The 19,566-nt window shown below is 66.0% G+C and carries 20 protein-coding genes and 1 riboswitch; of the genes, 19 read left to right on the top strand and 1 reads right to left on the bottom strand.

All coding sequences use genetic code 11. The annotated features are described in order from the left end of the window. Positions 1 to 124 precede the first annotated feature (124 nt). On the top strand, positions 125 to 1,276 hold the full coding sequence (locus tag A6723_RS24790) for a murein transglycosylase A (protein ID WP_054907047.1): 1,152 nt from the start codon (positions 125 to 127) through the stop codon (positions 1,274 to 1,276). 184 nt (positions 1,277 to 1,460) lie between these two features. Then, on the top strand, positions 1,461 to 1,700 hold the full coding sequence (locus A6723_RS24785) for a hypothetical protein (RefSeq protein ID WP_064979876.1): 240 nt from the start codon (positions 1,461 to 1,463) through the stop codon (positions 1,698 to 1,700). 5 nt (positions 1,701 to 1,705) lie between these two features. Here the strand turns inward: A6723_RS24785 and A6723_RS24780 are convergent, their stop codons facing one another. Beyond that, positions 1,706 to 2,662 (bottom strand): AraC family transcriptional regulator, encoded by a 957-nt coding sequence (locus A6723_RS24780; RefSeq protein WP_054907049.1) that lies wholly within the window; start codon positions 2,660 to 2,662, stop codon positions 1,706 to 1,708. A gap of 190 nt (positions 2,663 to 2,852) precedes the next feature. Between A6723_RS24780 and A6723_RS24775 the strand changes: the two genes are divergently transcribed. The 17 genes from A6723_RS24775 (at position 2,853) to A6723_RS24695 (ending at position 19,395) form a co-directional block, all read left to right on the top strand. After that, positions 2,853 to 3,764 carry a bile acid:sodium symporter family protein gene (locus tag A6723_RS24775; RefSeq protein ID WP_054907050.1) on the top strand — a complete coding sequence of 304 codons (912 nt, stop codon included), beginning with the start codon at positions 2,853 to 2,855 and terminating at the stop codon, positions 3,762 to 3,764. After that, positions 3,761 to 4,504: a sulfite exporter TauE/SafE family protein gene (locus A6723_RS24770; RefSeq protein ID WP_054907051.1), complete on the top strand. Its 744-nt coding sequence runs from the start codon at positions 3,761 to 3,763 to the stop codon at positions 4,502 to 4,504. Before A6723_RS24775 ends, A6723_RS24770 begins: the two co-directional genes overlap by 4 nt. Next, a complete protein-coding gene (locus tag A6723_RS24765; RefSeq protein WP_054907052.1) occupies positions 4,501 to 6,294 on the top strand; it encodes an amidohydrolase family protein in 1,794 nt (597 codons plus the stop codon). The genes A6723_RS24770 and A6723_RS24765 overlap by 4 nt, the downstream gene beginning before the upstream one ends. A gap of 482 nt (positions 6,295 to 6,776) precedes the next feature. Continuing rightward, positions 6,777 to 7,946 carry an MFS transporter gene (locus A6723_RS24760; protein WP_054907053.1) on the top strand — a complete coding sequence of 390 codons (1,170 nt, stop codon included), beginning with the start codon at positions 6,777 to 6,779 and terminating at the stop codon, positions 7,944 to 7,946. Positions 7,947 to 8,169: 223 nt separating this feature from the next. Further along, positions 8,170 to 8,272: riboswitch (guanidine-I (ykkC/yxkD leader) on the top strand. 44 nt (positions 8,273 to 8,316) lie between these two features. Then, positions 8,317 to 9,324 carry an ABC transporter substrate-binding protein gene (locus A6723_RS24755; RefSeq protein WP_240964926.1) on the top strand — a complete coding sequence of 336 codons (1,008 nt, stop codon included), beginning with the start codon at positions 8,317 to 8,319 and terminating at the stop codon, positions 9,322 to 9,324. A 53-nt stretch (positions 9,325 to 9,377) separates the two neighbouring features. After that, a complete protein-coding gene (locus tag A6723_RS24750) occupies positions 9,378 to 10,400 on the top strand; it encodes a fatty acid desaturase (RefSeq protein WP_054907054.1) in 1,023 nt (340 codons plus the stop codon). A 2-nt stretch (positions 10,401 to 10,402) separates the two neighbouring features. After that, the gene (locus A6723_RS24745; RefSeq protein ID WP_054907055.1) at positions 10,403 to 11,176 is read left to right on the top strand and encodes an SDR family NAD(P)-dependent oxidoreductase; all 774 of its coding nucleotides are present in this window, start codon (positions 10,403 to 10,405) and stop codon (positions 11,174 to 11,176) included. Beyond that, positions 11,176 to 11,925, top strand: coding sequence for an SDR family NAD(P)-dependent oxidoreductase (locus tag A6723_RS24740; protein WP_024764740.1), 750 nt, complete (start codon positions 11,176 to 11,178; stop codon positions 11,923 to 11,925). Before A6723_RS24745 ends, A6723_RS24740 begins: the two co-directional genes overlap by 1 nt. After that, the gene (locus A6723_RS24735) at positions 11,925 to 12,800 is read left to right on the top strand and encodes a DMT family transporter (protein WP_054907056.1); all 876 of its coding nucleotides are present in this window, start codon (positions 11,925 to 11,927) and stop codon (positions 12,798 to 12,800) included. The genes A6723_RS24740 and A6723_RS24735 overlap by 1 nt, the downstream gene beginning before the upstream one ends. Beyond that, a complete protein-coding gene (locus A6723_RS24730; protein WP_054907057.1) occupies positions 12,797 to 13,561 on the top strand; it encodes a creatininase in 765 nt (254 codons plus the stop codon). The genes A6723_RS24735 and A6723_RS24730 overlap by 4 nt, the downstream gene beginning before the upstream one ends. After that, positions 13,558 to 14,196 carry a cysteine hydrolase family protein gene (locus tag A6723_RS24725; RefSeq protein ID WP_256233618.1) on the top strand — a complete coding sequence of 213 codons (639 nt, stop codon included), beginning with the start codon at positions 13,558 to 13,560 and terminating at the stop codon, positions 14,194 to 14,196. Before A6723_RS24730 ends, A6723_RS24725 begins: the two co-directional genes overlap by 4 nt. Further along, entirely contained in the window at positions 14,184 to 14,951 is a 768-nt protein-coding gene (locus A6723_RS24720) for a hypothetical protein (RefSeq protein ID WP_054907058.1), read from the top strand. Before A6723_RS24725 ends, A6723_RS24720 begins: the two co-directional genes overlap by 13 nt. Further along, a complete protein-coding gene (locus A6723_RS24715; RefSeq protein ID WP_054907059.1) occupies positions 14,948 to 15,778 on the top strand; it encodes an ABC transporter permease in 831 nt (276 codons plus the stop codon). The genes A6723_RS24720 and A6723_RS24715 overlap by 4 nt, the downstream gene beginning before the upstream one ends. Before the next feature lie 4 nt (positions 15,779 to 15,782). After that, complete coding sequence (locus A6723_RS24710; protein ID WP_054907060.1) at positions 15,783 to 16,628, top strand: ABC transporter ATP-binding protein; 846 nt, start codon at positions 15,783 to 15,785, stop codon at positions 16,626 to 16,628. A 390-nt stretch (positions 16,629 to 17,018) separates the two neighbouring features. Then, the gene (locus A6723_RS32300) at positions 17,019 to 17,558 is read left to right on the top strand and encodes a PAAR domain-containing protein (RefSeq protein WP_065348209.1); all 540 of its coding nucleotides are present in this window, start codon (positions 17,019 to 17,021) and stop codon (positions 17,556 to 17,558) included. Beyond that, positions 17,555 to 18,259 carry a VRR-NUC domain-containing protein gene (locus A6723_RS24700; protein ID WP_054907061.1) on the top strand — a complete coding sequence of 235 codons (705 nt, stop codon included), beginning with the start codon at positions 17,555 to 17,557 and terminating at the stop codon, positions 18,257 to 18,259. Before A6723_RS32300 ends, A6723_RS24700 begins: the two co-directional genes overlap by 4 nt. A 17-nt stretch (positions 18,260 to 18,276) precedes the next feature. Further along, positions 18,277 to 19,395 (top strand): DUF3396 domain-containing protein, encoded by a 1,119-nt coding sequence (locus A6723_RS24695; protein WP_054907062.1) that lies wholly within the window; start codon positions 18,277 to 18,279, stop codon positions 19,393 to 19,395. The last annotated feature ends 171 nt before the right edge of the window (positions 19,396 to 19,566 follow it).

Raw genomic sequence — 19,566 nt, 5'->3', positions numbered from 1 at the left:
AACGCCATTCTACCGGTCCGCCCGCGGATTCGTTGCAAGGCGTGTAAATCCGACCGATGCGTTTGACGCACGCCCCGCGTCTGCCCAAGCTAGCGGGCTTTCGTTTGCCTGCCAGGACTCGCCCGTGACCGATTCGTCCCGCCACTGGACCCGCCCTCTCCTCGCCACCCTGTGTTTCGCCACCCTGCTTTCAGGCTGCGGCCTGTTCGGCAAAAAGCCCGAAGAAGCCCAGGCGCCCACCTATTCCAAGGTCGCCTGGTCGGACCTGCCCCAGACCGCCGACAGCGACGTACTGCAAGGCTTCAGTGCCTGGCGCTCGGCCTGCGCGGTACGCCTGAAGAAAGATGACATCTGGGCCGCGACCTGCGCCGAAGCGGCGAACGTGCCGGCTTCCGCCCCGGCGATCCGCCAGTTCATGCAGGCCCAGTTGCAGCCCTACCAGCTGCGTTCCGGCGAAGGCAGCAGGAACGGCCTGATTACCGGCTACTACGAGCCCGTCTACCGTGGCAGCCAGCAGCGCGACGCCACGCACACCGTACCGGTCTATGGCGTGCCGAAAGACCTGATCACCGTCGCGCTGGACAGCGTCTACCCGGAGCTGAAGGGCAAGCGCCTGCGCGGCAAGCTCGAAGGCAACACCCTGGTACCCTACGCTGACGCCGCCGGCATCCGCCGCGACGGGGTCAATGCGCCCGTACTGGCCTGGCTACCCGACCCGATGGACCTGCAGTTCCTGCAGATCCAGGGCTCCGGCCGTGTGCAGCTGGCCTCCGGTCGCCAACTGCGCCTGGGCTACGCCGAGCAGAATGGCCGCCCGTACAAGCCGGTCGGCCGCTGGCTGGTGGAACAGGGCGAGCTGAGCAAGGAAGAAGTCAGCATGGCGCGCATCCGCGACTGGGCCCGCGCCCACCCGCAGCGCGTCGACGAACTGCTGGCGAGCAACCCCAGCTACGTGTTCTTCAGCCAGCGCCCGGACAGCAACGAAGGCCCGCGCGGCTCGCTGAACGTGCCGCTGACGCCCGGCTACAGCGTGGCCATCGACCGCAAGGTGATCCCGCTGGGCAGCCTGATGTGGCTTTCCACCACCCGCCCGGACGGCGCACCGGTGGTTCGCCCGGTGGCTGCCCAGGACACCGGAGGCGCCATCGTCGGCGAGGTGCGCGCAGACCTGTTCTGGGGAACCGGCGACGCCGCCGGCGAGCTGGCCGGGCACATGAAGCAGGATGGCCAGCTGTGGCTGCTCTGGCCGAAGGACAAGTCACTGCCGGGCGCCTGAGCGAAAGGGCGTATAACGTCGAACCCTATACGCCCTACGAGCCTGGAACTTTCAGACAAAGGAAATTCCTACTCGTCCTACAGAGCTCCCTGAGTCCCCGACATCACCGCCAACCGGACAATGGTCGGCGAACCCAGGCAGTCCCCTGGCTTCGCCGTCCCTCAACCCGAACGCGGTGATCGCCATGAAGAAGAAGCAGAACTCCCTTCGCTTGCCACGCCAGCACCATGCTTGGCCGCTGGACTACGACGTACTCTGCTGGATTGGCGCTATCGCCCTGATCCTGCTGTTCTTCGGCGTCGACCAGTTCTTCGTGTCGAAGCTGCCCGGCACCGGTGCTATCGAACACCCGCACAGCATTCCCCAACGCATCGACCTGCCCGCCGCCCATGCGCTGGCGTTGCTGGACCGCGACCGCCAGTAGGCGGCTCAGTTGCCTTGGCGGAATTGCCCCGGCGTCATCCCGCTCCAGCGGCGGAAGGCCTTGGCGAAAGCGCTCTCGTCGGAGAACCCCAGGCGCTCAGCCACCTCGCCCAGTCGCGAGGACTCGCGCAGCAGTTGTTCGGCCATGCCATGTAACACCTGCTCGCGCAGCAGCTTGAAGCTGGTGCCTTCGTCCGCCAGTTTGCGGTTGAGGTGACGTCCGCTGAGCTCCAGTTGCTCGGCGACCTTCTCCTTGCCCCAGCGCGGGTTCTGCCGCAGCAGCTGCTGCACGCGGGCGGCCAGGCTCTGCGATCCCAGACGTTCGAGCTGGGCGTCGGCCAACGCACGCAGGTGCTCGCGCATCAGGGCGTTGGCCTGGATCAGCGGCACGTCGAGATCGGCCACGGCAAAGCTCAGGGCATTTTTGGCACCCTCGAAGGTAACCGGGCATCCCAGCACCTCGACATACCGCACCGGCTCGCCCCGTGCGGCATGGCTGAGGGTCAGTCGCTTCGGCTTGACGCGATCGCCGGTGATCCAGCGAGTCAGGTGCACCAGGCTGGCCAGCGCGGCCTCCACTCGCTCCTCGCGGCGCACGGCGTAGCTCGGCCGATAGACCAGGCGTACCTGCGTCGCATCCTGCTCGCGCTGGAACTCGCTGCCCTCGGCGATGATCGGGTAATACTCCAGCAAGGCGTCCAGCGCCTCGCCATAGTGGTCACAGCTCATCAGCAGCGCGCCAACCATGTCCAGGTGCCCGACTTGCAGCGCACTGCCCAGGCGCAGGCCCAGCAACGGATCGCCCGAAGCGGCACAAATGGCTTCCCAGAAAACGTCCTGGCGCTGCAACGGAATGCGCGGCTCCAGGCTGGCCGCCTGCAGATCGGCAGGCACCGGCAGCCCCAGGCGCTCGGCGGCCTGCAGGATGCCCTGGGCGTAATGGACAGTAATGGTGTGCGGCATGGTCTCGAATTAACCGGTAAAGGTCCCGATTGAGCCGTTACCGGGCGGTAACGCTGCCCTATGCTTGCCAATTACAACGATAAATACAAACAAGAGTCGCCTTGCATGCCCAATCCCACCGGAGCCACGCCCGTGCCGCCGGCTGCAGCCCGTTCGCCATTCCCCACTGTCCAGTCGCGGGAGAGCGGCGATGCCTGAAGTCCATCTCGAGTTCTCCGGCAGTTCGATGATCGCGCTGAATGCCATCATCGCCCTGATGATGTTCGGCGTCTCACTGGAACTGCGCCGCGATGATTTCGCCCGCATCCTGCGCCAGCCCAAGGCGCCGGTGATCGGCATGCTGGTGCAGTTCCTGCTGCTGCCGGCCGCCACCTGCCTGCTGACCATCGCCCTGCCCATCGACCCGGAACTGGCGCTGGGGATGATCCTGGTCGCCACCTGCCCCAGTGGCACCTTCTCCAACATCATGACCTGGATGGCCAGGGGCAACGTCGCCGTGTCGGCCAGCGTCACCGCCGTGTCGGGGTTGAGCGCGGGTATCTTCACACCGCTGAACTTCGCCCTGTACGCCGGCATCAACCCGGCGACCCGCGACCGCCTCACGCAGATCCACATCGACCCGCTGGAACTGGTCGGAGTGGTGCTACTGGTGCTGATCCTGCCGATGCTGCTGGGCATGGCCCTGGGCAAGCACAAGCCACAGCTCGCGCGGCGCCTGGAGAAGCCCATGCGACAGTTGTCGCTGCTGGTGATGCTCGGCTTCGTCGGCATGGCCTTCGCCAAGAACTTCCAGCAGTTCATGGCCTACTTCCACCTGTTCTTCTGGCTGGTGCTGCTGCTCAATGGCACAGCGCTGCTGCTGGGCTACACCTGCGCGCGGCTATGGAAACTGCCGGACGCCGACGTGCGCGCCGTCACCCTGGAAAGCGGCATCCACAATTCGGCGCTGGGCATGGCGCTGATCCTCACCTTCTTCCCGCAGGCCGGCGGCATGCTGCTGATCGCCGCGTTCTGGGGCTGCTGGCAGTTGTTCTCCGGGTTGCTCCTGGCGCAATGGTGGGCGCGCCGTGAACCACGGGGCACCGCGGTGAGCGCGTCATGAACGCTCCGGCCATCGCGCTTGGCGGTTTCATCCTGCTGGCCTACACGCTGGAAGCCATCACCGGCTTCGGCAGTGTGGTGATCGCCCTGTCCCTCGGTGCGCTGCTGATGCCCATCGAGACGCTGCTGCCGATCCTGGTGCCGCTGAACATCGGCATGACCGGCTACCTGTGCTGGCGGCACCGGCGTCTGATCGATACCCGCCTGCTACTGCGTACCGTATTGCCGGGCATGCTGGTGGGCATGGTGATCGGCTACCTGTTGCTGCCGCACCTGGACCCGCAACCGCTCAAGCGCGGCCTGGGCGTGCTGATTCTGTGGTTCGCCGGCCGCGAACTGTGGCGCCTGCGCGCCAGCGCGCCGGCACGCGGCCACACACCGAGCTGGGTGGTACGCCTGGCGACCGGGGCCGCCGGTGTCTGCCACGGCCTGTTCGCATCAGGTGGGCCCTTGCTGGTCTACGCACTGGCCACCCGGCCGCTGGATAAAACTCGTCTGCGCGCCACCCTGGTCTGCGTCTGGTTCACCCTCAACGGCCTGCTGACCCTGGCCTTCCTCCTCGATGGCCGCCTGCGCCCGGCGCTGCCGCAGGTGTTCGCCTACGCACCCTTGCTGCTGCTCGGCGTGTGGCTCGGTGAGCGCCTGCACCACCGCTTCGAGGAACACCATTTCCGCCTTGCCATCCACTGCCTGCTGCTGGTCAGCGGCGTCCTGCTGCTGTCGCCCTGGAGTCTCCTGTGAGCTACGACATCATCATCAAGAACGGCCTCTACTTCGACGGCAGCGACGCCCCCGGCAGCCTGCGCCACGTCGGCATCAAGGATGGGCGCATCGACACCCTGAGCGTCAGCCCGCTGGACGAAAATGGCTGCGCGGAAGTCATCGACGCCAGCGGCCGCTGGGTCACCCCGGGCTTCCTGGAAATCCACTCGCACTACGACGCCGAGGCCATCGCCGCCCCGGCGCTGAAGGAATCGGTGCGCCACGGCGTGACCACCGTCTCCGTGGGTTCCTGCTCCATCAGCATGGTGCTGGGCGAGGCCGAGGACTGTTCCGACCTGTTCACCCGTGTCGAAGCCGTGCCGCGCGAGCAGGTGCTGCCGATCCTGCGCGACAAGCGCACCTGGAAGGACGCCAAGGGCTATCGCGCCTTCTACGACCAGCAACCGCTGGGACCGAACCTTTGCTCCTTCCTCGGCCACTCCGAGCTGCGCGTGACAGTCATGGGGCTTGAGCGCGCCATCAGCGGCGCCAAGCCCACCGAAGCCGAACTGCAACGCATGGAAGAGCTGCTGGAGCAGGCGCTGGATGCCGGCTGTTTCGGCCTGTCGGTGATGACCACGCGCCTGGACAAGATGGACGGCGACCGCGCCTGGTCCAGCCCGCTGCCCTCCACCTTCGCCAGCTGGAAGGAATTCTCCCGCCTGTTCGCCGTGCTGCGCCGGCGCAACGCGCTGATGCAGGGCGCGCCCAACGCGGTCACCAAAATCAACGTATTCGCCTTCCTTTACCAAGCCCACGGCTGGTTCCGCCGGCCGCTGAAGTGCTCGATGCTCACCGCGCTGGACCTCAAGTCCCAGCCCTTCATGCATCGCATCACCCGTGCCTCCGGCTGGGTCGCCAACCGCCTGCTGCGCGGCCGCTACCGCTGGCAGACCCTGCCGGCGCCCTTCGTGGTGCGCATCGAGGGGCTGAACATGAACGGCTTCGAGGAGTTTGGCGCCGGCGAAGTGCTGCGCGACATCAAGGACCCGGAAGAGCTCTACACGCGTATCCAGGACCCGGCCTTCCGTGAACGCTTCAAGAAGGACATCAAGGCCACCCTCAGCCTCGGCCTGTGGCACCGCAACCTGTCCGACTGCTGGGTGCGCGAGTGCCCGGACGCATCGATGGTCGGGCGCAACTTCGAGGACATCGGCCGCGAGCGCGGTCTGGACCCGGTGGACGCCTTCTTCGAGCTGGCCGGCCAATACCGCAACGAACTCAAATGGACCACCTGCTACGGCAACCACCGCCCCGAGATCATTGGCAAGCTGCTGTCCAGCCCCTGGACCCAGCCAGGCTTCGCCGACTCCGGTGCGCACCTGGCCTCCCATGCGCAGTACAACTTCCCGCTGCGCATGCTCAAGTACGTGCGCGACGCCGAACTGGCCGGGCAGAGCTTCATGGATACCGGCCGCGCGGTGCATCGCCTGACTGGCGAGCTGGCGGACTTCGCCGGGATCGACGCCGGCTATATCCGCGTTGGCGACCGTGCCGACCTGGTGGTGGTCAACCCGGCCGGGCTGACCGACGAGCTGGATGACGTCTGCGAGGCACCGATGGAAGTCATCGGGCTGACGCGGCTGGTGAAGCGCAACGACGATGCGGTGGACGCCACCCTGATCAATGGCCGCGTGGCGTATCGGCGTGAAAGCGGCTTCCCCGAAGCGTTGGGCAAGGAGCGCGTGTTCGGCACCTTCCTGCCGGGGCGCGATGTGCTGAGCCGGCCGCAGGAGGCGTCGGCAGGCAGCCCGGTTTACGGCCGCTGATCACGGCTGCACCCTTGCAGGATGGGTGCAGCGCAGCGATACCCATGTTGCCGGCACACGGCCTTGATGGGTATCGCTGCGCTCCACACCATCCTACGCAAAGGTTCCCTGGTGACGATGCGCATGTTGCGCCGACCGCGCGGCGGGCCGAGATTGACGCTCTGACCCGCACGCTCTAGAGTGCGCGCTTTCCTACATCCTACGCTGCACCCGCATCATGACCCCGTTCTGCCGCTTCGCCGATTCGTCGCTCGCCCTCCTGCGGGAGCCTCCGCGCGTGCGCAAGGTCGATGCCGTGCTTAACCTTCGTCGCAGCGTCCTCTTCGCCTTCACCTTCTCCCCGCCTACCGGCCACTGAGCCGGATTCCGCGCGCCCTCGCGCCGGTCATTCCGCCTTTTGACTCCGCCCACCGGTGAATCCCGGCGGGCTCGTTTGCATTGGCACGCCCGTCGCTTGAGCGCCCGGGCAAGAGAAGGTTTCCATGAATACCCCGACTACCCTCAACAAGCCCCTGCTGGCGGTGCTTCTGTTCGCCGTTTCCATCGTCGGCCTGAGCCTGGGTGCCACCCTGCCGCTGGTGGCGCTGCGTCTGCTGGATAACGGTGCCAGCGCCCTGCAGATCGGCATTCTCTCCGCCGTACCCGCCGCCGGCATGATCCTCGCCGCCACCCTGGTCGACCGCGCCTGCCAGCTGATGAGCCGGCGCCGTCTTTATCTGCTGTGCTTCGTGCTGTGCACCGCCAGCACCGTCGCCATCGAATTCAGCAGCCATTCCCTGTGGCTGCTGGCCGCCGCGCGCCTGGCGCTGGGGGTCGGCATGGGCATCGCGATCATCCTCGGCGAGGCCTGGGTCAACGAACTGTGCGGCGAGCACAACCGCGGCACCATCGTGGCGCTGTACGCCACCAGCTTCACCGCCTTCCAGCTGCTCGGCCCGACCCTGGTGGCGCTGCTCGGCGCGCAGACGCCCTGGGTCGTGCTGCTGGTCAGCGCCGGGCACCTGATTGCATTGGCAACCGTGGCGCTCGCCATGCCCGAGGACGGTATCCACGAGCACGTCGAGGAGCCGCGCAGTTTCTCCCTCGCCGGCTTCCTGCGGGTGGCGCCGGCGCTGTGCATGGGCGTGCTGTTCTTCTCCTTCTTCGACAGCGTGGTGCTGTCGCTCTTCCCGGTGTATGCCTCCAGCCACGGCTACGCGGTGGGCATTGCCGCCTTCATGGCGACGGTGATCCTGCTGGGCGACATGCTCTTCCAGATGCCGCTGGGCTGGCTCTCCGACCGCCTCGATCGCTCAAGCCTGCACCTGCTGTGCGGCGTGGCGGCCATGCTGATCGGCCTCGCCCTGCCTTGGCTGATCGGCCAGCCGTCGCTGCTATGGCCGGCGCTGATGGTGCTCGGCGCGGTAGCCGGTGGCGTCTACACCTTGGCACTGGTGCTAATTGGCCAGCGCTTCCGAGGCCGCGACCTGGTTACCGCCAACGCCGCCGCCGGCATGCTCTGGGGCGTCGGCAGCCTGCTTGGTCCCCTGCTCAGCGGCAGCCTGATGGACCTCGGCCCACAAGGCGTGCCAGTGGCACTGGCGCTGGCCGCCGGCCTGTTCGTCGCCACCGCGGCCGCCTCGCTGCGCCGCGCCACCATGCGCACCGCCTGATGCCTCAATAGAAGGCAAGGCGCATCGACTTGGTGCCAGCGCGATCAGGGCTGGCACCTGCCTGCCACTGGGGATTTCAGCTAAGCAATTGAAATCCCCAGTGGTTTTTCCGCTTCACGAAAACTGGCATTTCAATTGCTCTGTCCCCTGCAACGGGATGCATCGCCCACGGCAAGGTAGCCACCGGGTGAGCGAACGCAGCAAGGCACACACTGGAGTTGCACCACAGGCGAACTAGGGTTCCGGTCTCCGTGAGGGGATGTCTGGTCCGAGAGTTTTCCGGCCCTAGGGACAGGGCTACACGGCGGGAGAAAAGCCCGGGAGACGTGATGTCATCCCGTGCCGATTTCCAACCGTTAGGAGCAATGCCATGACCATGCCGCTTTCCCTGCGTTCCCTGCGCAAGACCCTGCTCGGTGCCTGTCTGGTTGCTGCCGCCGGGGTCGTGCCGCTGACTCTGCAAGCCGCCGAGAAGCTCAAGATCGGCACCGTCGTCTGGGCCGGTTACGCGCCCTTCTACGTCGCCGACAAGCTCGACCTCTACAAACCCCACGGCCTCAAGGTGGAGCTGCAGTTCTTCAACGATCCCGCCCTGATCCCCACCGCCATGACCGGCGGCGCACTGGATGGCGGCATGCTCACCTACGACCAGGTGGTCGGCGGCGTCGCCAAGGGCCAGCCGTATCGCGTGGTGATGCCCATCGACTTCTCCAACGGCGGCGACGCCATCGTCGCGGACAAGTCGATCAAATCGGTCGCCGACTTCAAGGGCAAGAAGATCGGCTTCAACCCGCTGTCGCCATCCGACTTCCTGCTCGCCTACGCGCTCAAGAGCCACGGCCTGAGCGACAAGGACGTCAGCCCGGTGAACATGACGCCTGAAGGCATCCCCGGCGCCATGGCCTCGGGCAGCCTGCCGGTGGGCGTGACCTACGAACCCAATGTCTCGCAGATCCTCGGCATGCCCGGCGACAAGTTCCACGTCGTCTATTCGTCCAAGGACGCACCGGGCCTGATCACCGACGTGCTGGTGTTCAACCAGGCGGTGATCGGCAAACGCCAGAAAGCGATCAGCGCGATGATCCAGGGCTACGCCGACGGCCTCGCCTACATGAAGGCGCACCCGGACGAATCCGCCGAAATCATCGGCAAGGTGCTGGGCGTCAGCGCCGCCGAGGCCAAGGAGCAGATGGCCGGGGTCTACAACATCCCGCTGGCGGAGATGGGCAAGAACTTCGAGAAGTCCGACGCCACCAGCTCCTTCTTCGGCAGTGGCGCGGTGATCGCCCAACTGCTCAAGGACAACAGCCAGATCCCGGCGATCCCCGACCTCGCCCAGACCTTCGACGCGCAATTCGTCCAGGCCCTCGCCCAGTAAGGCACCCACCCGACGCTCTCGCCGGGACGGCGGGAGCGCTCACGGAGGTATCCATGTCCGCGTCCCTGTACCGCTACGCCGATGGCCGACTGCCCAACAGCCTGGCACTGGCCTATGCCTTTGGCGGCTATGCCGCCGGCTTCGCCCTGCTGTTCGCCGATAGCTGGCTGCTCAACGCCGCCGGCACCCTGTTGCTGGGCCACGCGATGATCGTCGCGGCCTACCTGATCCACGAATTCGCCCACGGCACCATCTTCGCCAAACCGGCGCACAACACCTGGGCCGGCGAGGCCTGCAGCTGGCTCTGTGGCAGTTGCTACGCCGGGTTCCAGGACCTGCGCCGCAAGCACATGCGCCACCACGTCGACCGCGCCGACGTGATCACCTTCGACACCAAGGCCTTCCTCGCCCGCTGCCCGCGCTGGGCGCGCCGCCTGGTACTGGCCGCGGAATGGGCCTACGTGCCGGCGGTGGAGCTGATCATGCATTACTACGTGATCCTGCTGCCCTTCATCACCGACAACCCGCGCCACCGCGCCAACCGCCGTCGTGTGGCGCTGACCCTGCTGGTGCGCGGCGCGCTGTTCGGCCTGGTTGCAGCGGTGTCGTTCAAGGCGCTGGTGCTGTACTTCGTCGCCTGGACGCTGATGATCATCGTGCTGCGCTTCACCGACGCCTACCAGCACACCTACGACGCCTTCGCGGTACTGGAGGACGGCGGCAAGATCCCCGACGACAAGTCCCGCGACCGCACCTACGAGCAGATGAACACCTACTCCAACGTGGTCTCGGTGCGCTGGCCGGTGCTCGACCTGCTGCTGCTCAACTTCGCCTACCACAACGCCCACCACGAGAAGCCCGTGGCGCCCTGGTACCGCCTGCGCAAACTGCACCGCGATCTGTATGGCGACGGCTACGCCCAGGTTCTGCCGATGCACCTGCTGTTCAAGGGCTTCCATCGGCACCGCTTGCGCCGCGTGGTCGACGACCATTACGGCGAGGTGGCGCCCGAAGGCAAGGACCGCGCCGACGGCTTCTACGGCGCCGTGGGCGTCTCCTTCCTGACGGCGGTCTGAGCATGATCGACTACCGGGACAAACGCGTGCTCATCACCGGTGCCGGAAGCGGCATCGGCAAGGGCCTGGCGCGGGCATTTGCCGAACAGGGCGCGACACTGGAACTGCTGGATCGCAACGCCGCAGCCCTGGCGGCAGTTGTCGATGAGCTGGCAGCGCTGAGCGATGTGCGCAGCCACGCCCTGGACCTGGGCAACAGCGCCGCCATCGCCGGATTTGTCGCACTCCGCGAAGGCGCACCGCTGGACGTGTTGATCAACAACGCCGGCGTCGAGTACGCCACGCCGCTGGACGACCCGGATGGCGAAGCGGACAGCCGCTGGCAGGCGCTGCTGGACAACAACGTCGCCTCGATGCTGCGCCTGACCCGCGCCCTGCTACCGAGCCTCAAGGCGGGCAGCAGCGTGATCAACCAGGCCTCGATCTGGGGCCTGAAGGGCGTGCCGGGCTTTTCCGCCTATGTCGCCAGCAAGCACGCGGTGATCGGCCTGACCCGCTCGCTGGCGTGGGAGCTCGGGCCACGGCGTATCCGCGTCAACGCCGTGTGCCCCGGCTGGATCGCCACCGAGGCGGCCATGCGCTCGCTCGCGGTGATGGCTGCCGCCAATGGGCGCAGCGAAACCGAGGAACTGGCGCAGATACTCGCCGCCCAGGCGGTGCCCGAACTGCTGACGCCGGCTGACCTGGCCGGCACCTTCCTGTTCCTCGGCAGCACGCTGGCCACAGCCCTTACCGGTCAGGCGCTGTCGGTCAGCCATGGCGAGGTCATGCACTGATGAAACCGCTCGAAGGACAGACCGCACTGGTCACCGGCGCCACCCAGGGTATCGGCCGCGCCACCGCCCTGGCGCTGGCGGGAGCCGGTGCGACGGTATGGATCAACCACCTCGATCAACCCGAAGCCGCCACCGCGCTGGTGGCACGCATCGCCGCCTCGGGCGGAAGGGCCTACGCGGCTCAGGCAGACGTTTCCGCGCCGCAGCAGGTCGAGGACCTGTTCGCCCGCGTGCTTGCCGAGGGCGACCTGCACATCCTGGTGAACAACGCCGGGATCATCCTGGAAAAACCCTTTCTGGATACCAGCGAGGACGACTGGGCCGCGCTGCTCGGTGTCGACCTCACGGCGGTCTATCGCTGCTGCCGCCACGCCCTGGCGCACATGCAGGCGCGCGGGGATGGCTGTGTGGTCAATATCGCCTCGGAACTTGGCCAGCTCGGCCGCGAGCGTTACGCCGCCTATTGCGCGGCCAAGGCCGGGGTGATCGGCCTGACCAAGGCGCTGGCCCGCGAGTTCGCCCCGCACATCCGCATCAACGGCGTGGCGCCAGGGCCGGTGGACACGCCGATGGTTTCGGTAGAACACATGAGCGAAGCGATGATCGCCCGCGAAACGGCGATTCCCGCCGGGCGCCTGGGCAAGCCCGAGGAAATCGCAGCGGCCGTGCTGTTCCTCGTCTCGCCCGAGGCCAGTTTCTTCCACGGACAGATACTCGGCGCCAATGGCGGCGCCTGGATGGGCGCGTGATGCGCGCGGAAGTCGTCCTGCTGCTCGGCGCCAGCCTCTGGGGCCTGGGCTGGATACCCCTGGCGCACTTCGCCGGCCAGGGCCTGTCCGGCATGCCGGTGGTGCTCTGCACCTACGGGCTGCTCAGCCTCGTCGCCGTTCCGCTGGTACTGCGCCAGCGCCGCCAGTGGTGGCCGCAGCGTGGCGCGCTGCTGGCGATCGGCGTGTTCGGTGGCTGGGCCACCGCCGGGCTGGTAGGCGCGTTGTCCGAGGGCGATGTGGTGCGGGCAATGCTGCTGTTCTACCTGGCGCCGGTGTGGGGCCTGATCGGCGGCCGCGTGCTGTTCGGCGAACGCCTCACCCCGCCACGCCTCGGCGCGCTAATGCTGGCCATGGGCGGCATCGCGCTGACCCTGGGCGTCAGCCGCGAGACCTTCCGCCCGCTGGGCGCCAGCGACTGGCTGGCGCTCTCCGCCGGCTTTGCCTTCGCCCTGAACAACCTCGCCACCCGCGCCGCCGAGCAGGTGCCGCTGACCAGCAAGGCGGTAGTCGGCTTCATCGGCAGCGCCGTGCTGGGCGGCCTGTTCTGCTGGCTGCAGAGCACACCTCTACCGGCCGTCAATGCACACCAGTGGCTGCAACTGGCGGGCTTCGGCCTGTTCTGGCTGGCCGCCATGGGCGCGGCGCAATACGGCTTCAGCCATGTCGAGGCGAGCCGCGCTGCGGTGCTGGTGGTGATCGAACTGCTGGTGGCGGTGCTCACTGCCGCCTGGATCGGCGAGCGCGAGCTGGATCTGCGCGAATGGCTCGGCGGCTCGCTGGTACTGGCCGCGGCACTGATCGCCGCGCGCCCTTCACCCGAACCTTCCCCCACTCTCTGCGAGGCCGAATCATGACTGTCCGGATGGACCAGCTCAGCTGGGTCGAGTACGCGCGCCGGGTGCGCGAGCAATCCCCCGTGGTCTTCCTGCCCTGCGGCGCCACCGAGCAGCACGGCCCGCACCTGCCGCTGGGTACCGACGCGCTGCTGGCCAGCGCGCTGTGCGAGGACGTCGCCCGGCAGGTCGACGGGCTGGTCGCGCCCGCGCTCTCCTATGGCTACAAGTCGCAGCCCAAGTGCGGCGGCGGCCAGCATTTCTGCGGCACCACCAGCCTCGACGGGCAGACGCTGATTGCGCTGGTGCGCGACGCCGTGCGCGAGTTCGCCCGCCACGGCGTGACCCGCCTGGTACTGGTGGACGGCCATTACGAAAACCAGTGGTTCGTCACCGAAGGCATCCAGCTCGCCCTGCGCGAACTGGGCACCAGCAGCCCTCTTGAAGTGATGCGCCTGGAGCATTGGGACTTCTGCAGCGAGTCCACGCTCAGCGAGGTTTTCCCCGACGGCTTCCCCGGCTTCGCCCTGGAGCACGCGGCGGTGATCGAAACCTCGCTGATGCTGCACTACCTGCCCAACCTGGTGCGCCTGGACCTGATCCCTGACGACGGCCCCGCCGACTTCCCGCCCTACGACATGTACCCCAGCCGCACCGAGTGGGTGCCGCCGTCTGGCGTGCTCTCCTCGGCGCGCGGCTCCAGCGCCGACAAGGGCCTGCGCATGGCCCGCGACATCGTCGGCGGCATCGCCCAGGCCGTGCGCAGGGAGTTCCGCCTGTGAGCACTGCGCTGATCGTCATCGACATGCAGCGCGACTTCTGCGCCCCCGGCGGCTACGCCAACCAGGCCGGGCTGGACATCGACCGCCTGCGCGCGCCGATTCCGGCCATCTCCCGGCTGCTGGACAGCGCCCGCAGCCTTGGCCTGCTCGTGGTGCATACCCGCGAAGGCCATCGCGCCGACCTCAGCGACCTGCACGCCAGCAAGCGCCACCGTGCCGAATTCGCCGGTGCGCCGATCGGCCACCAGGGCCCGCTGGGCCGCCTGCTGGTGCGCGGCGAGTACGGCCACGACCTGATCGACGAACTGCGCCCGCTGCCCGGCGAACCGGTGGTGGATAAGCCCGGCTACAGCGCCTTCGCCTACACCGACCTGGACCTGCTGCTGCGCAGCCGCGGCATCAGCCACCTGGTGCTATGCGGGGTGACCACCGAAGTGTGCGTTTCTTCCACCCTGCGCGCGGCGGTGGAACTCGGCTATGCCTGTACTCTGGTGAGCGATGCCTGCGGCTCGCCCAGCGCCGAACTGCATGCCGCCGCCCTGGCGATGGTCGAGGTGGAAGGCGGCCTGTTCGGTCGCGTGCAAGGCAGCCAGGCCGTACTCGCCGAATGGGAGGAATCCGCATGTCCCGCCTGAATAACATTCCCGCTGTGCCACCCGCTTACCTCGGCGTCTGGCAACGCACCCTGCTGACCACCACCGGCGGCACCCACGACACCAGCACCCGCGTCTACTGGCTGCAGACCGGGCGCCTGTTCGCCGACCTGCGCATTCCCCTGCCGGCGCCACAGACTCCCGGCGAACTGGCCGCCCAGGCGGGATTCGCCGGCATCACCGAGATCACCGGCGACATTTGCCAATGGCACCGGGCAATCGACTTCCAGCCGCCCAATGGCGGCGAGGACATCGGCCGCATGCACTTCGTAAACAGCGAGAAAGTGCTGGAAGACGGCCTGGATGGCAGTTACCACGAAGTCTGGGAGCGCTCGCCGGAATCCATCGGGCGCAATCGCGGCGTGTGGTTAAGCGCCGCCGATGGCCGCCAGGGCTGCCTGCTGCTGGCCGGCGACTGTTTCCTGTTCGCCGCCGGGCGTCGCCAGGCATTGCCGATGGCCGACTCACTGGCCGCCCTGCTGGACAGCGACCATCCGGAGTTGCTGGATTTCGAGCTGTCGTTCGGGCGCCACCACGGCGGTGAAACGCCCTGGAAGATCGAGCTGTCCACCCTGCCCGCCCGCATCGGCGCCGACCTGCTGCCCGCCACAGCCGATCCGGACCACCCCGAACTGCTGGGCGATGCCAACTGGCTGAACGGCCTCGGCGCCATGCCACCGGCCGGTGGCTGGCAACCCTGCGAGCTACCCCTGTTCCCCGAGGAGGTGACGCCATGACCGCCCACCAACCCCTGCCGCGACCAGTGGCGCAACCCGCCCGCCAGCGCTGGTGGGTGATTCGCGGCGACCTGCCGCGCGGCGCCTTCTGGGCATTGGCCAGCGCAGGTCTGCTGCTGCCCGTGGTGCTCTGGTGGGCCTGCGGCGCCCTGGGGCTGACCAACCCGATGTTCTTCCCCAGCCCCGACGCCGTGCTCGCACGCCTGGGCCACTGGTGGAGCGACGAAGGCCTGGTCGGCGATATCGCCATCAGCGTCTACCGGGTCATGGGCGGCTTCCTCGCCTCGGCAGTGATCGCGCTTCCCATCGGCCTGTACATCGGCACCTATCGCCCGGTGCAAGCGTTCCTCGAACCGCTGACCGACTTCATCCGCTACATGCCGGCGGTGGCGTTCATCCCGCTGGTGATGCTCTGGGTCGGCATCGACGAAGGCTCCAAGGTGCTGATAATCTTCATCGGCACCTTCTTCCAGATGGTGCTGATGGTCGCCGAGGACGTGCGCCGAGTGCCCATGGCGCAGATCGAGGCGGCACAGACCATGGGCGCCAACCGCGCGGAAATCATCAAGCTGGTGGTACTGCCCTCGGCGCGCCCGGCGCTGCTGGACACCCTGCGCATCACCTGTGGCTGGGCCTGGACCTACCTGGTGGTGGCCGAGCTGGTGGCCGCCAACTCGGGCCTCGGCTACGCCATCCTCAAGGCGCAGCGCTACATGCAGACCGACAAGATCTTCGCCGGCATCCTGCTGATCGGCGTCATCGGCCTGCTCACCGACCAGGCGTTCCGCTGGCTCGGCCGGGCAGCCTTCCCCTGGATGAAAAGGTAAGCCCATGAGCCAGAGCAAGATCGCCATCCGCCACGTCGACAAGGTCTTCAGCAGCCAGGGCCGCCAGGTGCAGGCACTGCAGGACATCAACCTGGATATCCGCGCCAACGAGTTCGTCACCTTCGTCGGCGCCTCGGGCTGCGGCAAGTCCACCCTGCTGCGTAGCATCGGCGGGCTGGAGCGCCACAGCGGCGGGGAAATCCTCGTCGACGGCCGCGCTGTGGACGGCCCCGGCATCGACCGCGCCATGGTCTTCCAGCACTACAGCCTCTACCCCTGGTTGAAGGTGATGGACAACATCAAGTTCTGCCGCCGGCTCAAGGTGGTGTCCGACACCGTGCGCGGCGACGCCGACGTGGAGGTAGCCAGCGGCCGCGCCGATGCGCTGCTCAATCTGATGGGCCTGTCGGCCTTCGCCCAGGCCTATCCCAGCCAGCTTTCCGGCGGCATGCAGCAGCGCGTGGCGATTGCCCGCGCGCTGATGCCCAAGCCGCAGATCCTGCTGATGGACGAGCCCTTCGGCGCGCTGGATGCACAGACCCGCGAGGTCATGCACGACCTGATCCGCCACGTGCACCGGCTGGAGAACAGCACCATCCTGTTCGTCACCCACGACGTCGACGAGGCGATCTACCTCGGCGGCCGCGTGGTGCTGATGGCCCCGCGCCCCGGCCGCATCGACAGCGTCTACGAGGTGCCGCTGCCCGCCGAGCGGAATCAGGACATGAAGATGTCGACTGAATTCATCGCCTTGAAGAAGCAGATCCTCGCGCGCATCCGCGAGACCTCGGGCATGAGTACTGACCTGGAGCTGCTGGAACAGCTGACCCGCACCGCGGCGCCGGTCTGAAGGATCGGAAACAGCGGAGCAGGTAGCTCCGCCAGAAGCTGCTCTCGTGCCTGATGGGCAACCAGCCCTATCCGGCATCAAACTCTTCGCGAGCAAGTTCGCTCCGGCAGGCAGGGGCACGGGGAGTTGAGCACACTCCCCTGAAAGCCATGCAAGTCGCCCGGTTCCGACTTTGAGTCTCACCATTTCCCCTCTGCTCGGTAGCCTTTGCCGCAATGCAGGACTGAACCTTCCCCTACCCCACTCCTGCGCTCCCACGCGAATCCTCCACTGATAGCTTCCAGCCTCCTGGCATGCCCAAAAGGCAGCCACACCGCGTTTCCGGTGGTGGCACGTCCTGCCACGCGCATGTCGCAGACCAAGGTTATGAACCAGCTCGAGGAACACACGATGAGAGCACTTGCCTGTCTGGGCGACCAGACGACCTACGGCAAGATCATTTCCGCCACCAGCACCTGGCTGGAAGGCAACAAGCCCATTGCCCAAAAGGGCGACCTGGCCTGGTGCGGCAAATGCAATGGCCCCTTCCCCATCATCGGCACCGCCGATGACTGGTTTGAAGCCCAGCCCTACGTCGCCACGGGTGATCGGGTGGCCTGCAGTTGCCCGAACCACGTCGTGTACGGCTCCGCCACCCAGTACACCACCACCCAGGCGCAGATCCAGGCGCAGTACGCCGCCGCTCATCAGGCCGCCGACGCCCTCATTGCCGCCAGTGCCGCGGCGCGCCCACAGGGCCCGTACTCCGGACGCTTCCAGCTTATCGACCAGAAAACCGGCAAGCCCATTGCCGGGCGCAAGGTCAAGGTGTGGACCGACGACGGCTGGAGCGCCATCGAAACCACCGACGCGGAGGGCCAGACAGCCTGGGTCGATCGCGACACCCCGCGGCCCTTCTACATCGACCTCGTTTATGGAGATGACGCATGAGCGATCAGCCAAGCCTCGGTCAGGGCGACCTGGAGTCGGGCGGGGTGAAAACTCCCATCCGAACCGGCCAACCCGAGCTCGACTCGCAGGACAAGAAGGTGCTCTGCTCCGCCGTCTGCTATTGCAGCGCCACCCCCAACATCAGCCAGGACGGCAGGAACCTCAAACAGGCCTGCGTGGCCCAGCGCCTAGGGGAGCTGGATGAAGTCCTTCAAAAGCGCAGCCCCTACAAATCCGAAGTCAGCTACGACATGACCAAGAACCCACCCCAGCCCATACTGGACAGTCAGACCGGCAGCAGCCCCCATGGATGGATTCCGGGGTGGATCAGAAAGTATTGGGATGAGGACTCGGAGCATCCGCCATTCGAAGCTAACACTGGCATGATCCGCCGCCCCGATGTGGTCATTGTCAAGGACCCCAGCAAGCCGCCGACACAGGACAATATCAAGCAGGTCGTGGAAATGAAGTTTCCGCCTGACCCAGCAGATAAAGGACAGAAGGATGCTTATGCAGAAATTACTGGGGATGAGCAAAAAGTCGTTGTACTGAAATCCACTGAATGTGATTGCAATCAGCTTGAGCAGGAAACTAGGGTCTCCACCAAGGAACTTGGTTGGGCCGCTGCGGCGGCAGGAGCACTAATGCTCATCATTACCCGTGGCAGAGGCCGCATTCCGCAGATAGCTCCAGCCTACTGAACGCCGAGGAAGACTTCGTGGAACATCCCTTTGATCTAGCTGCAGAGTTAACTAAACAACCTCATCTGGTAGAAATGCCCGGCAACCTGCTGATGAAAGGTGGACGAGAAGACTACGTCGGCGCCGTACTTTGTCTGCGAGGCACCTTTTACTTCAGAAATGCTCATACCCAGCCCGTACGCGAAGCTTTATGTCAATGCTTCGATGAGTTTCGGCGTATTGGAGAGCAACATCTGAATTGGTTGTGGCGTGAGGAAGCACGCCAAGGAAAACCATTGGAGCCTTATCTCCAAACCAGTTCGCTATGCGAAATGATGGCTCTCATGACTGGAAACGATTTATTGAGTTTCGAGTACACCAGTGGAAAGCAGCCCCAAGACGCCGGCGCATGGCTATTCAGCATTTATGGCAAACGTGCGTGGCAAGCTAACATGGGGAACAGCCTTAGTGTATTAGAGTTTTCCGTTCCTCTTTTGTACCAAGAGCAACACCCACTGAGCTTTCTGCAGTTGTTCTTCGAGTTTTCTCGACGGCTAAAGCCAGAACAAGGATATGCCGGCTATGCCTTCAATCTTTCTGTTAACAAACGGGATGATAACGAGCCAACCGAAGCCTTCATGGCTGATCGCATGTTAGGTCTTGATGTAGGCACTGCTGCATTGCTGGCTAATCGACCCCAGTTCAAATTCACCAGAATCAAAACTGTCAGCTGGCTGACCCTGCTCGATCAGGAACGCCTCAATCTGGCTGGCGGCCTGGACGCTCTTCGTAGCCCATTGCCTCCCAGCCACTTCGCCCTCTACGGCTACGGCGGCGGCGTGATCACCCAATCAGGCGCCTATCCCTATCTCGCTGGCGATGCCGAAGACCCCAAGCCCGTACCCTATGTGCTGCTGAACCATCTGCTCAAAGGGATTCGCTACGAGACTGTCGGCTCGCTACATGGCGGTTCCCACGATGGCGAATATCGCCTGGTGGGCTGGTCCGCCGATCAGTGGCTCAAGCGATTGGACGTGGAAGACTTCGAGATTCCGGATTACCAGCACAAACTCCTGGCCAATGAGCCGCCCCTGACAGCGGAAAACTGCCTGATGAAGGAGCAAATCCAGGACGAACACAGGTCGGTGGGGCTTTGAAAATCGGCGGAGCGGGTAGCTCCGCCGTTGTGCCGGGCGTGGTGCCCGAAACGGTTTGCGCCGAAGGCGCGAGGGGAACGGTCTGCCGGGAGCGGATAGCCCCACCCGAAGGCTGGCAGGCCGGATGGCCGCAGGAGCGGCCGAAAGCTTGCCGCAAGCGCCCGGTGAGGC

The organism is Pseudomonas sp. AU11447, from assembly GCF_001672555.2.
In the GTDB taxonomy this organism is placed as follows: domain Bacteria; phylum Pseudomonadota; class Gammaproteobacteria; order Pseudomonadales; family Pseudomonadaceae; genus Pseudomonas; species Pseudomonas nitroreducens.
Note: the sequence above shows the minus strand (reverse complement) of the source record. Positions and strands in the feature narration are given on the sequence as shown.

Coding starts and splice junctions, on each gene's coding strand:
- A6723_RS24755 (WP_240964926.1), top strand. CDS start 8,317: ATGACCATGCCGCTTTCCCTGCGTTCCCTGCGCAAGACCCTGCTCGGT.
- A6723_RS24740 (WP_024764740.1), top strand. CDS start 11,176: ATGAAACCGCTCGAAGGACAGACCGCACTGGTCACCGGCGCCACCCAG.
- A6723_RS24700 (WP_054907061.1), top strand. CDS start 17,555: ATGAGCGATCAGCCAAGCCTCGGTCAGGGCGACCTGGAGTCGGGCGGG.
- A6723_RS24780 (WP_054907049.1), bottom strand. CDS start 2,662: ATGCCGCACACCATTACTGTCCATTACGCCCAGGGCATCCTGCAGGCC.
- A6723_RS24715 (WP_054907059.1), top strand. CDS start 14,948: ATGACCGCCCACCAACCCCTGCCGCGACCAGTGGCGCAACCCGCCCGC.
- A6723_RS24720 (WP_054907058.1), top strand. CDS start 14,184: ATGTCCCGCCTGAATAACATTCCCGCTGTGCCACCCGCTTACCTCGGC.
- A6723_RS24750 (WP_054907054.1), top strand. CDS start 9,378: ATGTCCGCGTCCCTGTACCGCTACGCCGATGGCCGACTGCCCAACAGC.
- A6723_RS24775 (WP_054907050.1), top strand. CDS start 2,853: ATGCCTGAAGTCCATCTCGAGTTCTCCGGCAGTTCGATGATCGCGCTG.
- A6723_RS24730 (WP_054907057.1), top strand. CDS start 12,797: ATGACTGTCCGGATGGACCAGCTCAGCTGGGTCGAGTACGCGCGCCGG.
- A6723_RS24735 (WP_054907056.1), top strand. CDS start 11,925: ATGCGCGCGGAAGTCGTCCTGCTGCTCGGCGCCAGCCTCTGGGGCCTG.
- A6723_RS24770 (WP_054907051.1), top strand. CDS start 3,761: ATGAACGCTCCGGCCATCGCGCTTGGCGGTTTCATCCTGCTGGCCTAC.
- A6723_RS24745 (WP_054907055.1), top strand. CDS start 10,403: ATGATCGACTACCGGGACAAACGCGTGCTCATCACCGGTGCCGGAAGC.
- A6723_RS24760 (WP_054907053.1), top strand. CDS start 6,777: ATGAATACCCCGACTACCCTCAACAAGCCCCTGCTGGCGGTGCTTCTG.
- A6723_RS24710 (WP_054907060.1), top strand. CDS start 15,783: ATGAGCCAGAGCAAGATCGCCATCCGCCACGTCGACAAGGTCTTCAGC.
- A6723_RS24785 (WP_064979876.1), top strand. CDS start 1,461: ATGAAGAAGAAGCAGAACTCCCTTCGCTTGCCACGCCAGCACCATGCT.
- A6723_RS32300 (WP_065348209.1), top strand. CDS start 17,019: ATGAGAGCACTTGCCTGTCTGGGCGACCAGACGACCTACGGCAAGATC.